Raw genomic sequence first — 12,549 nt, 5'->3', positions numbered from 1 at the left:
GGAGACACGCATGGACCTCGATTTCATGGCCTCCACGATGCTAACGCTGGTGGCAGCCCTGCCGATGACACTGGCGCTGTTCTCGCTCTCGGTTATCTTCGGCGGCCTTCTGGCGCTCCTGGTCGTTTGGATGCGTGTCGGGGGCAATCCCGTCGCGCGCGGCTTTGCCAAGGGCTACATCTTCGTCTTTCGCGGCTCGCCGCTGCTCATCCAGATGTTCCTCGTCTTCTACGGGCTGGGGCAGTTCGGCTTCATCCGCTACAGCTTTCTCTGGCCGGCCCTGCGCGAGCCCTTCGTTTGCGCCGTCCTGTCGCTGTCGCTCTGCACGGCCGGTTATACGGCCGAGATCTTCCGGTTCGGCCTGCGCTCCATTCCCGCACGGGAGATCGAGGCGGCACGCGCGGTCGGCATGTCCGGCTTTCTGCTGACGCGCCGCATTCTCGCGCCCATCGCCTTTCGCAATGCCTTGCCCGCCTACTCGACCGAGGTGATGATGATGGTGAAATCGACCGCGCTCGCCAGCCTCGTCACGGTCTGGGAGGTGACGGGCGTGGCGCAGCGGCTGATCGCGCAGACCTACCGCACCATGGAGGTCTTTCTCTGTGCCGCTGCCATCTATCTCATTCTCAACTTCCTGATTTTGCAGCTGTTGGCGCTTCTCGAATACCGCCTTAGTCCGCACCGCCGCACGGCGCCGCTCTTCCCGGCAGCTCAACAATGACCGCAACCTCTTCCAGCCAGATCGGAACGCCCATGGCCGGCGCCCCCCGCCTTTCCGTCCGCAATATCACCAAGAGCTTCGGCCCCCATCAGGTGCTGCGCGGCATCTCGCTCGACGCCCAGGACGGCGACGTGATCTCGTTGCTCGGGGCGAGCGGATCGGGAAAATCCACCTTTCTGCGCTGCATCAACATGCTGGAAATCGCCGATGCGGGCGAGATCGTCGTCGATGGCGAAAAGATCGCCATGACGCAGCGCGGCGGCCGCACGGTGCCGGCGGACAGGCGGCAGGTGGATCGCATGCGCTCCGAACTCGGCATGGTGTTCCAGTCGTTCAATCTCTGGTCCCACATGACCATCCTGCAGAATATCATTGAGGGGCCGGTGCATGTTCTGAAGCGGCCACGCGCCGAATGTATCGAGGAGGCCGAGGCGCTTCTGGAAAAGGTCGGCATCGCCGACAAGCGCCATGCCTATCCGGCCCATCTCTCCGGCGGACAGCAGCAGCGCGCGGCGATCGCCCGGTCGCTCGCCATGAAGCCCAAGGTGATGCTGTTCGACGAGCCGACCTCTGCGCTGGACCCGGAGCTGGTAGGCGAAGTGCTGCGTGTCATGCGGGCGCTTGCCGAGGAAGGCATGACCATGCTGGTCGTCACGCACGAGATGAGCTTTGCGCGCACCGTGTCGAACCGGGTGATCTTCATGAAATCCGGCGAGATCGATTGCGACGGTGCGCCTGACACTGTTTTCACCGATGGTGCCTCGCCCGCCTTCCGCCAGTTCATCGGGAATTTCGGGGGCTGACGATGGATCCGGTGGTGTTGGAAACGCGGCTAGACTGGCGCGAGGTTGCACGCGTGGCGCACGGCGCTTCGTTGGTTCTGTCGAGAGCGGCCGTCGCGCGAATCGAGACGGCGCACAGCATCGTCGGCGCCCTGGTGGAGAGCGGCGTGCGCGCCTATGGCATCACCACCGGCGTCGGCGCGCTTGCCGATACCGTGGTCGATCGTCCGTCGCAGAGCCGCCTGTCGCGCAATATCGTCCTCAGCCACGCTTGCGGCGTCGGCCCGCTGCTCGAGGAAAAAGCGGTGCGGGCCATCATGGCGTCGCAGGTTGCCAACATGGCGCATGGTCATTCCGGTGTTCGCGGCGAGGTCGTCGCCCGGCTCTGCACCTTTCTCGAGAAAGACTGCATTCCCGACATCCCGTCACGCGGTTCCGCGGGCTACCTTACGCACAACGCTCATATTGCGCTCGTCCTCATCGGCGAGGGCAGGGCGCATGTGAGCGGCGTTTCCATGACCGGCGCCGAGGCGCTGGCGATGCTTGGTCTTTCGCCTCTGGTGCTGGAGGCCAAGGAAGGCCTCAGCCTCGTTAACGGAACGGCCTGCTCGACAGGCCTCGGCGCGCTCGCGCTCTCCCGCGCGGCAGCCCTCCTCGACTGGGCCGATGCCATCGCCGCCCTGACGCTGGAAGCGCTGGGTGCGCAGATGACCGCCTTCGACGCCGACGTACTGGCGCTCCGTCCGTCGCCGGGGCTTTTAGCGGTCGGCACGACGCTGCGCAGGCTGCTGGCGGGAAGCGGACTGATCGCGGCCGCTCGGGGCAAGCGCACCCAGGATGCGCTCAGCCTGCGCGCTGTACCCCATGTCCATGGCGCGGCGCGTGATGTCTTCGACGTCGCTGCCGCCGTCCTCGATCGCGAGCTTGCCTCTGTTACCGATAACCCGGCCGTTGCCGGCACACCGGACGCGCCGCTCGTGTTCTCGCAAGCCCATGCCGTCGCACCCGCGCTGGCGCAGGCGCTCGACAGCCTCGCCGTCGCGATTGCGCAGGTGTCCGCAATATCGGAGCGACGGATCGACCGCCTCGTCAACCCGCTCGTCAGCGGCCTGCCGCCCTTCCTTGCAACAGATCCCGGCGCGGGTTCAGGCTTCATGATCGCCCAATACACCGCCGCGGCGCTCGCCGCCGAGAGCCGCCGGCTGGCTTCGCCCGCGAGCCTCGATGGCGGCCTGACCTCCGGCAATCAGGAGGACTTTCTGGCCCACCCGACCGCTGCCGCAAACAAGCTTCTCGCCATCCTCGACAATGCCGAACAGATCCTCGCCATCGAATACGTCTCAGCCGCCCAGGCGCATGACCTTATCGTCGATGCGGGCGCCGCTGGAACGGCGGTCTCCGGCAACCGCGCGCCCGGCACCGAAAGCCTTCATCACCATCTGCGCCGCACCATACCTCTCTATGCCGACGACCGGCCCCTCGGGCAGGACCTCGAAGCCACACGCCGCCTGATGATGGAGATCGATGTAGCAACCGTGTAGCATCCGCATGTGCGTCCGCAATGATGCGCTTATGGATCTACGACAGGCTTGATGGGTGCTGACGTCTCGCTGCAGCAACTGCCGTCTTGAAGGGTCTGGGCCGCGACATGTTCATCGTTTGACCAGCCCCTCAAAAAGGAGAAACCCTGTCAGATGACAGGGCTACTCCTCGGCATCACGCTCGAACTTTTCCACCAATCGAGGCATTTCAGCCTGCAGGAAAGCGGAAAAAGCAGCGCCTTTCGGTCCGACATGGACGATACGTAACTCTTTCGCAGATACCTTAACCCGAGCGATGTCCTGACCACGCGTGTCACGAAGCGACAGACCGTCAGCCTCTGCATGAACAGGACCGGATTCTGGAGCCTTCAGCGCTGCGAGAGCCTGGCGAAAACGCTCATCCGAGCTCCCGACGACCTTCCCAGCGGATTGGAGCGTTCTTGCCAGAATGGCGGAAGCATCGGGTATCGTTGAAAAGCGTTTTGCGAAGTCGCCCCACCGAGGACGCCCGACCTTCGGCGCCCTGCCGATCATCTCGATGACGGCAAGGGGCACAGTCCGGTAAACGCCGCGCATGCGGGCGAGTTCGGCATCATCGATAGCAAGCGCCGCCTTGATGTCCCGAGGTTTGATCTGGGCCTCGTCCATCCGGGCAGCAAAAAGCGCCCGTTCTATCCACGTCAGGTCCTGACGCACTGCATTCTCGATCCCTTGCGAGACGACGAGATCGCGATCCGACATTTCGACCACCAGGGCACCCACCGGACGTCGTAGTTCCTTAGCCGCCTTAAGACGGCGATGGCCATAGATTACCTGGTACCGTCCTATATGCTCGGGATGCGGCCGGACTTGTATGGGAATCTTCTGACCTTCCGCTTCGAAGGTTGCCTTGAAGGCCGCAAAATCGGCATCATTGTCGTCGGCTAGGCGATCTGGAAACGGTGAGGGGTCGATCACAGACGCGTCCAGCTCAAGGCTCGCACCGGAGCCCGACTCGACAAGCGCTTTCAAACGGTCACGCTCATCCCGCAGTTCGCCGATCGAACGTTGCGCGGCGCCGATGACACCCGCACCGACGCGCGGCAAGGTGGGCGTCGTGGGCGCGCTCGGGTTGGCCGGCTGCGGATCTGCATCGACCGCAGCGGACAAAAGCCCGAAATTGGCGATGATCGATTTTTTTGTCTTGCTCATGTCCTGCCCCAGCTATCTCGGACGAGGTCGAGGATGCTTTCATTGACGGCATCCATCGCCTCGCGTGCGCGCCTCAGCGTGTCGCGGCCGACCTGTCCTATTTCCAGCTCGTAAAGGCTCCGCTTTGCAAGCCCTGCCGCCTCCACGGCCGTACTTTCAACGGCTGTCGCCAGAAGAACGTCGGAACCGAACAGGTGGCGCAGCATCGCAACCACCTGAGACTGGGGCTGATCGTTCGGATCATGCCGGGTGATCAGGTAACGGAAGAAATCCTGGCTTAGCTCGGCACCATTCTCGTTCAGCACCTGGATCAGGTCTCCCATCATCAGGAGAAACTGGCTCATCGACGCGACATCCAGCATGGCTGGATGCACGGTCACGATCATTCCCGTTGCCGCATAGATGGCACTGAGCGTTAGAAAACCGAGCGAAGGGGGTGTGTCGAGAACGACGATATCATAATCGCCCTCCACTTCCAGCAACGCCATCTTCAGCCGCTCGAAGAAGATTCCGTCCACACCGCCACCGCGTTGGGCAATGACACGCGGCGTATCATGCTCATACTCCATGACCTCGAGATTGCCCGGTATCAGGTCGATTCCGTCAAAATAGGTCTTCCGGATGATGTCGCGGATCGGGCGGCGTTGTTCGTCGTAGCGAAGTGCCGCATAGATCGTCTCGTTTGGGCCGACATCCACTTCGGGTTGCGCGCCGAACATCGCGGAGAGCGACGCCTGGGGATCGAGATCGATAGCGAGAACACGGTACCCATGAAGCGCAAGGAAATGTGCAAGATGAATGCTGGTCGTGGTCTTGGCGCTTCCGCCCTTGAAGTTGGAAATCGCAAGAACCTGAAGGTGCTCGCCTCCACGACGATGCGGCAGGAAGCGCTGGGCTTCTGCCGGTTTCTGCTCCGCGAAAAAGTTTCGTAACGCATTGATCTGGTTCAGCGTATAAGCTCGGTGGTTGTTTTCGAGACGACTTGGCACCGGGCCGCGGCCTTCAATCGACAGGAGCTTTAACGTCGAATTGGGAATGGATGTCAGTTTCGACACTTCGTTCGTCAGAAAGAACCGCAAGTGCTTTTCTGAATTCGGCGGATACATGCGGGCGCGCAATTGCTGAAGCTGGTTGGACAGCATTCCGGCGTGCCGCATGATTTTCGCGGCCGCATCCTCTTGCACGGAGATGTCTCGCCGCAGGTCATCTCTTGGCGCCATTTATCCCTCTTGTCGGGCAATATGCGTTTTAGCGGTCATTCGTCGCTATGCTACGCCACGATTCTCGTACGGCGTCCAGCAAAAAGACAACGTCATCGAATCGTCTTCATCCTCGGTCCGATCGTTGCTCCCTGGAATCGGGGCGTCGCCTGTATCCTTTTCATGGTAGCTAACATAAAACGACGAGGCGTTTGTCTGAACGCCTTGCTCGCCGAACTTCCGATGCAGTGGACATGATACCGATGAGCCCCGCGACTGTTTCTCCCGCCGTATTCCGCATGAACACAGAACTTGCGGCAGCCGATCCAACGCTCGTCGGAAACAGCGATCTCCTTGCCGCCGTGTTCGAAGGTTGCGCTGACTGCATCAAGATCCTCGATCTTGATGGCCATCTTCAGTTTATGAGCGATGGTGGCAAGCGGATCATGGAGGTCGATGATTTTAGCGGGATCAAGGGTTGCCCCTGGCCTGATTTCTGGGCGGGGGAAGGCAATGACGTTGCGAAGGCTGCGATAGCGTCGGCGAGGCAGGGCATTCCATCGCGTTTTTCCGGATTTGCGGTCACCTTGAAGGGAAATCCAAGGCATTGGGACGTGCAGGTTCTGCCGGTTCCCGGAGCTGACGGGAAGCCAACACATCTCCTGTCGATCTCTCGAGACATTACGGAAACGAAGCTTGCGCGGGAAGAGGCAAGCCAGCTGACGGCGAACCTCAAGGAAGTCGCGTTGCGAGAGGCGGACAGCATGCGCCGTCTCTTCGAGAGCGCTCCAAGCTTTCTCTGCACGCTTGAGGGACCACATCACGTCGTCAAGATTGTCAACGGTGCCTTCTCCCGCCTCATCGGTCCCCGCGCGATGGTCGGTCGTCCCTTTCGGTCTGTTCTCCCGGAGCTCGAGAGCCAGCAGGTGATCACGCTCCTCGACCGCGTCTACGCCACGGGTGAGGCCATGACGGGACGGGGCGAACTGATCCGATTGACGCGCCCGGACGGGGAAGGAGAAGACGACATCTTCCTCAACTTCGTCATTCAGCCTATCCGCGATCTCCATGGTCAGGTCACAGGCCTCTTCATCGAGGGGCATGATGTCACCGATCTGAAACGCGCAGAACTTGCGCTTCGACAGAGAGAACTGCAGCTGCAGCTGGCGCTCGATTCCGCTGAAATGGGTGTCTGGGAGGCCGCTCTCGTAAATGGACGTGTCGTTTCGACGTCGGAGGATGAGCGGTCAGCCTATCTCCTCGGGCGGCCCGCCGACCAGCAGCCGTCCTTCGACAGCTTCGTCAACCGCGTGCATCCGGACGATCGACCTGCGATCACCCGCTCCGTTGAGAAGGCTATGGATCCCCTCGGGGAAGGGCATCTCGATGTCGAATACCGCGTCCTTTCTGGCGAAAACCGGCCTGAGCGCTGGATTCACGCCAGAGCAAGGGTGGTGGACGGTGGGGATGCCGTGCGGCTCGTCGGCACCGTCCGCGATATCACAGCCATAAAGGACGCCGAAAGCCAATATGCCCTGCTGAATGGAGAGCTTCAACATCGGATCAAGAACACGCTGGCCATGGTCAGTGCCATCGCCTCGCAGACATTGAAAGGCGAGGCAATCCTGGAGCAGCGCGACACCTTCAACGCACGCTTGCACACGCTGGCTCACGCGCACGACCTTCTGATGGGGGAGGCGCAGGAGAAGGGCAGCATCCGCGACGTCATCGAAACGGCCCTGGCGCCGCATCGGGCAGGCGCGGCGCAGTTCGACATAGCGGGTCCCGACCTCCCGCTTTCGCCGAAGCAAACGCTCTCACTCGCGCTTGCCATGCATGAGCTGGCAACAAATGCCGCCAAATACGGCGCGCTTTCGTCTCCGAACGGACAGATCACGATCAACTGGGAACAGAACGCCAATGGTTCTGAAGCTCAGGCGTTCACGTTGCGATGGGAAGAGAGAAACGGCCCGCCGGTCACGCCGCCGACACGGTCAGGATTTGGCTCGCGACTGATAACCCGGGTCCTGGCTGCGGATTTTAAGGGGCAGGTCAAGCTTGACTATACCCCCGGCGGACTGGTCTGCACGCTCGTTTCACGCTTTCCCGTCGAAGCCGGTTGATAGGTTGCGACGAAAAAGGCCGCCAGTCTTTCGACTGACGGCCTTTCCGTGCTGGTCTCTAGCTGGGCTTAGACGGTGCGAACATCGTCCAGATCGCGCTTGGTGCCGGCAACGCCGCCGAACCATGCGGCAACGGCACCGAGTACGAGAGCAATGAAGCCGAGGATGGCGCCGGTCGAAACGGCTGCCGTTGCGGTCTGAGCGGCCTCGACAGCCTGCTGCTTGGCAGCTTCCATATTCTGGCGATACGTCTGTTCGTACTGCTGAACCTGGGTGCGAGCCTGATCGACAGGGATGTTCTGGGCGCGGGCCAGAGCTTCGGCCGCACGCGTCCGGGCGTCTTCGGCAGTCGCTTCGTCGCCGGTCACGAGAGCCTGAATGGCGGAAACGGCTGCGCTCTGCAGGGCCTGCGGGTCGTTGCCGGTCGTGTTGCGGATCTGCTGCTCGATGCCAGCCATCGGGTTTGCGACGTCAGAAAGCGCTGGTGCTGCAGTTGTTGCTGCCGTCGCAGCCGTACGGCCGACGCCGCCAACGACGCTTGACAGGCCATTGAAGGCGCCACCAACGATCGCACCGACAGATGTGGTCAGCAGGTAAAGAACGACGAGCGCTGTCACCGCCCAGGCGGTTACGCCATGGTAGCCACCGGTGGACTTGCTGGCGCGACCAGAAAGGCGACTTGCGACATAGCCGCCAACGAAGGAAGCGATAATGCCGGAGACCACGAACCACGCGCCGCCGGCGATGGAGAATGTGCTTGCCTGCGGGTTATCGTACTGTGCGGGATCGATAACGGCTGCGCCGATACCGACGCCGAGAAGGTTCAGAAGAAACTGAACGGCGAGTGCCAGTGCTACGCCAGCGAAGATGGAACCCCAGGATACTTTGTGCAATGACGCAGTTACTGAAGGCACACCACCGTAGACTGTTTCGGTCGGACGATAGGAGGAGGCTGGGATTGTCATGATGATCGGGTCCTTTGGAGCGTATCGCAAACGTGCGAGTGGTCAAAGAACGCAAGATTTCACAACAAGTTCCAGACATTAGGAAAACATGAAGGTTGGGTATGCGTTTGGCTACAAACAGCGCCCGGGTTGCCGCGATTCTCACCGGCTTTGGAACGAGAAAGAGGTGAAAGCGTCATGAATCTTGCACAGACCGAAACACCTGCCGACTGGAGTGACAGCATGCGTGTCTTTCGAGCCGCTATCCGTCTGGCATCAGCAATATGTGTGGCGGTGGCACCTGCTGCGCATGCAGAAGACGTTGATCATGGGCGGCGGATCTTCCAGACCTGCGCATCCTGTCACGTGCCCGATGCCGAGACGAACAAGTACGGACCTTATCTGAAAGGTGTCTTCGGACGGAAGGCTGGCGCGGTGCCGGACTTCCGATACTCGCAGGCGATGACAGACGCAGGTTCCTCGGGTCTCGTTTGGGACGACGAAGCACTCGCGGCCTTTCTCTACAGCCCGAAGAAAAAGGTGCCGGGGACAAGCATGCGCTTCTGGGGCCTGTGGAGCGAGGCGGAAATCCGCGACGTTATCGCCTATCTCAAGACGTTTCCGTAACGAAAGTTGCCATCCGAACGCGCTTCGATCAACTGATCGAAGCGATCGCGGTGCCGGCGTTCAGATAGGCGCCCTGTTCAGCTTGGATATGCAGACGTCCTGCGCGATGCGCGGTAACCTGCGTTTCCATCTTCATGGCTTCGAGAACGGCAATGAGGTCGCCTTCCTGAACCTCGGCACCGTCCGTAGCCTTCCACACCTGAAGTGTCCCGGTGATCGGTGCTGTGACGATTGCCGGGTCAATTTCGGACGGTGCCATTGCAGGCGCTGCGCCGGCCGAGGCATTGCCCGTGCCAAAACCCGCAAGCAGCATCGTCGGCAGGCCGACGGCATGCAGACGTCCGTCGATTTCGATGTGGGTGCGCACGATGCCCGAGGGGGTCGGCTGGAGGGGGCGAGGGGCGGCGTCCGGCAGGGCGGCGAAGTCCGTCTCGATCCAGCGGGTGTGCACCTTGAAGCCATCGTCGCCGCGGAAATCGGCAGTATCGATCGCTGCGCGGTGGAAGGGAAGGACGGTCGCGATGCCCTCGATGCGGAACTCGGCGAGCGCACGCCGGGCACGGGCCAGCGCCTGCTCGCGGTTGGCGCCGGTGACGATGAGCTTCGACGTCAGGGAGTCGAAAGTGCCGGGGATGGTCGAGCCGGTGACGACGCCGCTGTCCAGGCGAATGCCCGGGCCGGAGGGCGGGCTGAACTCGGTGATGACGCCGGGCGTGGGCAAAAAGCCCCGGCCAGGATCTTCCGCATTGATGCGGAACTCGATCGAATGTCCGCGCGGCTCCGGCGTTTCTGTTATGCCGAGCGGAAGCCCGTCGGCGATCCGCAACTGCTCGACGACGAGATCGATGCCGGTCGTTTCCTCCGTTACGGGATGCTCGACCTGAAGGCGTGTGTTGACCTCCAGAAACGAGATCGTTCCGTCGACGCCCAGCAGGAACTCGACGGTGCCCGCACCGGTATAGCCGGCAGCTTTGCAGATCTTTGCCGCAGACTGGTGGATTTCAGTCCGCTGTGCGTCGGTCAGGAAGGGGGCAGGTGCCTCTTCGACGAGCTTCTGGTTGCGGCGCTGGAGCGAGCAATCGCGGGTGCCGAGAACGACGACATGGCCATGGCGGTCGGCCAGCACCTGCGCCTCGATATGACGCGGGCGGTCGAGAAAGCGCTCCAGGAAACATTCGCCGCGTCCGAAAGCAGCCGTGGCTTCGCGCACGGCGGATTCGTAGAGATCGGCGATCTCCTCGCGTTTCCAGGCGACCTTCAGGCCACGCCCGCCGCCGCCATGCGCCGCCTTGATCGCGACAGGAAGCCCGTGAGCGTCGGCAAAGGCAATGACCTCGGCTGCTGTTTCGACCGGCCCGTCGCTGCCAGCAACGAGGGGGGCCCCGACGCTGGTTGCGATGCGCCGCGCCTCGACCTTGTCGCCCAGCGCCTCGATGACATGCGGATCGGGACCGATCCAGATAAGGCCTGCCTGTTGCACCGCGCGCGCGAACTCCGCGCGTTCGGAGAGGAAGCCGTAGCCGGGATGCACAGCGTCCGCGCCGGAGCGCTTCGCGATCGCGATCAGCTTTTCGATGTCGAGGTAGCTGTCTGCCGGACGGTCGCCGTCGAGGCCGTAAGCCTCGTCTGCAAGACGCACATGCAGCGCGTCGATATCGCAATCGGCATAAACCGCAACGGAGCCGACCCCGTAGTCGCGGCAGGCGCGGATGATACGGACGGCAATCTCGCCGCGATTGGCGATCAGGACTTTTTTCATGACAATCCTCCCTCTGAGGTGAGCCGTGACGGAGCCACCGGCGCAAGCTTGCGCATCAGTTTCTGGCCGGCACGATGTCCGCGAATGGCGCAATCGGCCTAAAGCGGATGTGGGCGTTGACCGGGATCTGCCCGGCGAGATCAAGATGATAGTCTGCAACCGTCGCGATGACGGGATAGCCGCCGGTCAGCGGATGGTCGGCAAGGAAAAGCACGGGCTGGCCGCTGTGCGGCACCTGTATCGCGCCGGTCGCCGTGCCTTCGCTCGGCAGCTCCGCCTTGTCCTTACGCTCCAGCGGGATATCGCCGGACAGACGGATGCCGACCCTGTTGGATTGCGGCGTCATGCGGAAAAGCTGGGACGTCAACGTGTCGATGCCAGTCTGTGTGAACCAGTCGCTGCGCGGGCCCATAACCACATCGAGCGTTACCACATCGTCCGAACCGGGATGCATGAACGCCGGCATTTCCTCCAGCGACACCGCGGTCAGCCCGCTTGTGTTCGAATGGACCTTGAGGACGGCGCCCTTCGCCACGGGATCAGGCCCGACCACCGCAAGCGTATCCGTCGACGTGCTGCCGAGGACGGGCGCCACATTGAAGCCGCCGCGCACCGCGAGATAGCTGCGCATACCCTTTGGCGCCTGCCCGAGCGTGACGATGTCGCCGGGCTCCAGAGACATCGGGCGATACGTCTCGGCCCGATGCACGTGCCCCTCCGTATCGCGGATCTCGATAGGGCAGGGGGCACCGGTAATGCCAATGACCGTGCGGCCGGTGACCGCGATGGAGAAGCCGCCGAGCGTGATCTCCAGACAGGTGGCGTTTGGCGGATTGCCGACGACGCGATTGGCTGCGCGGAAGGCGCTTTGGTCGAGCGCACCGGCGGACGATACGCCCTGCCCGGTCTGTCCGAAGCGGCCTGCGTCCTGAAAAAGTGCGGGCATGGGGGCTGCAAGGACGGTGAAAGAGACGCCCTCCGGTGTCTCTCCCACCGCAACAGCCTCAGCTCTTGCGACCGGTATGGCTGCAACAGGCGCGCGCTTTGCCAGATCGGTGAACCTGACCCGATATCCGGGCTGAAACAGCGCCGGTGGATCACGGGAGAGATCCCACATCTTCTCCGGCGTCGTACCGATGATCTGCCAGCCGCCGGGGCTTTCCTGGGGATAGACGCCGCTGAAGGCGCCGGCGAGCGCCACCGCACCGGCTGGAATGCGTGTGCGCGGGCTTTGGCGACGCGGCACCTGCAAGGTGGGATCTCCGCCCACGAGGTAGCCGAAGCCGGGGGCAAAGCCACAGAAGGCCACGGTGAACTCGCTTTCCACATGCCTGCGGACGACCTCCTCGACGGAAAGGCCCGTGAGTTCCGCCACGTCGGCCAGATCCTCGCCATCATAGCGCACGGGGATCTCGACGAGCTTGTCGGAAGGCGCGATCCGCGCCGAGAGGTCGCGTGTCGCCACTTCCCGTGCCAGCGCTTCCGGCGTCGTTGCGCCGGGGTGAAACCGGATCATCAGCGTGCGCGCGGCCGGCACCATGTCTGCGATGCCAGGGACGGGGTCGGCTTCCAGCGAGGCGAACAAGGCCAGCGTTTCCTGCAGATCGGCAAGCTCGACGAGCAGTGTGGTCAGGCTGACAGGGAGAAAGCGCATCGTGAACC

10 protein-coding genes are annotated in these 12,549 nt (G+C 62.5%); 5 read left to right on the top strand and 5 right to left on the bottom strand.

Annotated elements, in window-relative coordinates:
- Positions 1-10: 10 nt before the first annotated feature.
- The 3 genes from BSG19_RS14420 to hutH are packed head-to-tail and all read left to right on the top strand — an operon-like array spanning position 11 to position 3,044.
- A complete protein-coding gene (locus tag BSG19_RS14420) occupies positions 11-721 on the top strand; it encodes an ABC transporter permease (RefSeq protein ID WP_092988722.1) in 711 nt (236 codons plus the stop codon).
- Positions 722-753: 32 nt separating this feature from the next.
- The gene (locus BSG19_RS14415; protein WP_092988721.1) at positions 754-1,524 is read left to right on the top strand and encodes an ABC transporter ATP-binding protein; all 771 of its coding nucleotides are present in this window, start codon (positions 754-756) and stop codon (positions 1,522-1,524) included.
- A 2-nt stretch (positions 1,525-1,526) separates the two neighbouring features.
- The gene (gene hutH, locus BSG19_RS14410) at positions 1,527-3,044 is read left to right on the top strand and encodes an HAL/PAL/TAL family ammonia-lyase (protein WP_092988720.1); all 1,518 of its coding nucleotides are present in this window, start codon (positions 1,527-1,529) and stop codon (positions 3,042-3,044) included.
- Between the two features lie 162 nt (positions 3,045-3,206).
- On the opposite strand, the gene repB is transcribed toward hutH, so the two are convergent.
- Entirely contained in the window at positions 3,207-4,235 is a 1,029-nt protein-coding gene (gene repB, locus BSG19_RS14405) for a plasmid partitioning protein RepB (RefSeq protein WP_092988719.1), read from the bottom strand.
- Complete coding sequence (repA, locus tag BSG19_RS14400) at positions 4,232-5,455, bottom strand: plasmid partitioning protein RepA (protein WP_092988718.1); 1,224 nt, start codon at positions 5,453-5,455, stop codon at positions 4,232-4,234. Before repA ends, repB begins: the two co-directional genes overlap by 4 nt.
- A gap of 242 nt (positions 5,456-5,697) precedes the next feature.
- Between repA and BSG19_RS14395 the strand changes: the two genes are divergently transcribed.
- Positions 5,698-7,557: a PAS domain-containing protein gene (locus tag BSG19_RS14395; protein WP_170865983.1), complete on the top strand. Its 1,860-nt coding sequence runs from the start codon at positions 5,698-5,700 to the stop codon at positions 7,555-7,557.
- A gap of 68 nt (positions 7,558-7,625) precedes the next feature.
- Here the strand turns inward: BSG19_RS14395 and BSG19_RS14390 are convergent, their stop codons facing one another.
- Entirely contained in the window at positions 7,626-8,522 is an 897-nt protein-coding gene (locus BSG19_RS14390; protein ID WP_092988716.1) for a PhnA-like protein, read from the bottom strand.
- 177 nt (positions 8,523-8,699) lie between these two features.
- On the opposite strand from BSG19_RS14390, the gene BSG19_RS14385 reads away from it, so the two are divergent.
- Entirely contained in the window at positions 8,700-9,128 is a 429-nt protein-coding gene (locus BSG19_RS14385; protein WP_244529254.1) for a c-type cytochrome, read from the top strand.
- Positions 9,129-9,156: 28 nt separating this feature from the next.
- Here BSG19_RS14385 and BSG19_RS14380 read toward each other — a convergent pair whose 3' ends face one another.
- Both BSG19_RS14380 and BSG19_RS14375 read right to left on the bottom strand, forming a co-directional pair.
- Entirely contained in the window at positions 9,157-10,887 is a 1,731-nt protein-coding gene (locus BSG19_RS14380; RefSeq protein WP_092988715.1) for an acetyl/propionyl/methylcrotonyl-CoA carboxylase subunit alpha, read from the bottom strand.
- 55 nt (positions 10,888-10,942) lie between these two features.
- On the bottom strand, positions 10,943-12,541 hold the full coding sequence (locus BSG19_RS14375; protein ID WP_092988714.1) for a 5-oxoprolinase subunit B/C family protein: 1,599 nt from the start codon (positions 12,539-12,541) through the stop codon (positions 10,943-10,945).
- Positions 12,542-12,549 lie beyond the last annotated feature (8 nt).

Source organism: Rhizobium sp. NFR03 (assembly GCF_900111275.1).
Taxonomy (GTDB): domain Bacteria; phylum Pseudomonadota; class Alphaproteobacteria; order Rhizobiales; family Rhizobiaceae; genus Ferranicluibacter.
This window is presented reverse-complemented; position numbering and strand designations above follow the sequence as displayed.

Bases quoted from the DNA above. Each gene is read 5' to 3' on its own strand.
- BSG19_RS14380 (WP_092988715.1), bottom strand. From the start codon at position 10,887: ATGAAAAAAGTCCTGATCGCCAATCGCGGCGAGATTGCCGTCCGTATC.
- BSG19_RS14390 (WP_092988716.1), bottom strand. From the start codon at position 8,522: ATGACAATCCCAGCCTCCTCCTATCGTCCGACCGAAACAGTCTACGGT.
- BSG19_RS14415 (WP_092988721.1), top strand. From the start codon at position 754: ATGGCCGGCGCCCCCCGCCTTTCCGTCCGCAATATCACCAAGAGCTTC.
- repB (WP_092988719.1), bottom strand. From the start codon at position 4,235: ATGAGCAAGACAAAAAAATCGATCATCGCCAATTTCGGGCTTTTGTCC.
- BSG19_RS14375 (WP_092988714.1), bottom strand. From the start codon at position 12,541: ATGCGCTTTCTCCCTGTCAGCCTGACCACACTGCTCGTCGAGCTTGCC.
- BSG19_RS14420 (WP_092988722.1), top strand. From the start codon at position 11: ATGGACCTCGATTTCATGGCCTCCACGATGCTAACGCTGGTGGCAGCC.
- BSG19_RS14385 (WP_244529254.1), top strand. From the start codon at position 8,700: ATGAATCTTGCACAGACCGAAACACCTGCCGACTGGAGTGACAGCATG.
- BSG19_RS14395 (WP_170865983.1), top strand. From the start codon at position 5,698: ATGAGCCCCGCGACTGTTTCTCCCGCCGTATTCCGCATGAACACAGAA.
- repA (WP_092988718.1), bottom strand. From the start codon at position 5,455: ATGGCGCCAAGAGATGACCTGCGGCGAGACATCTCCGTGCAAGAGGAT.
- hutH (WP_092988720.1), top strand. From the start codon at position 1,527: ATGGATCCGGTGGTGTTGGAAACGCGGCTAGACTGGCGCGAGGTTGCA.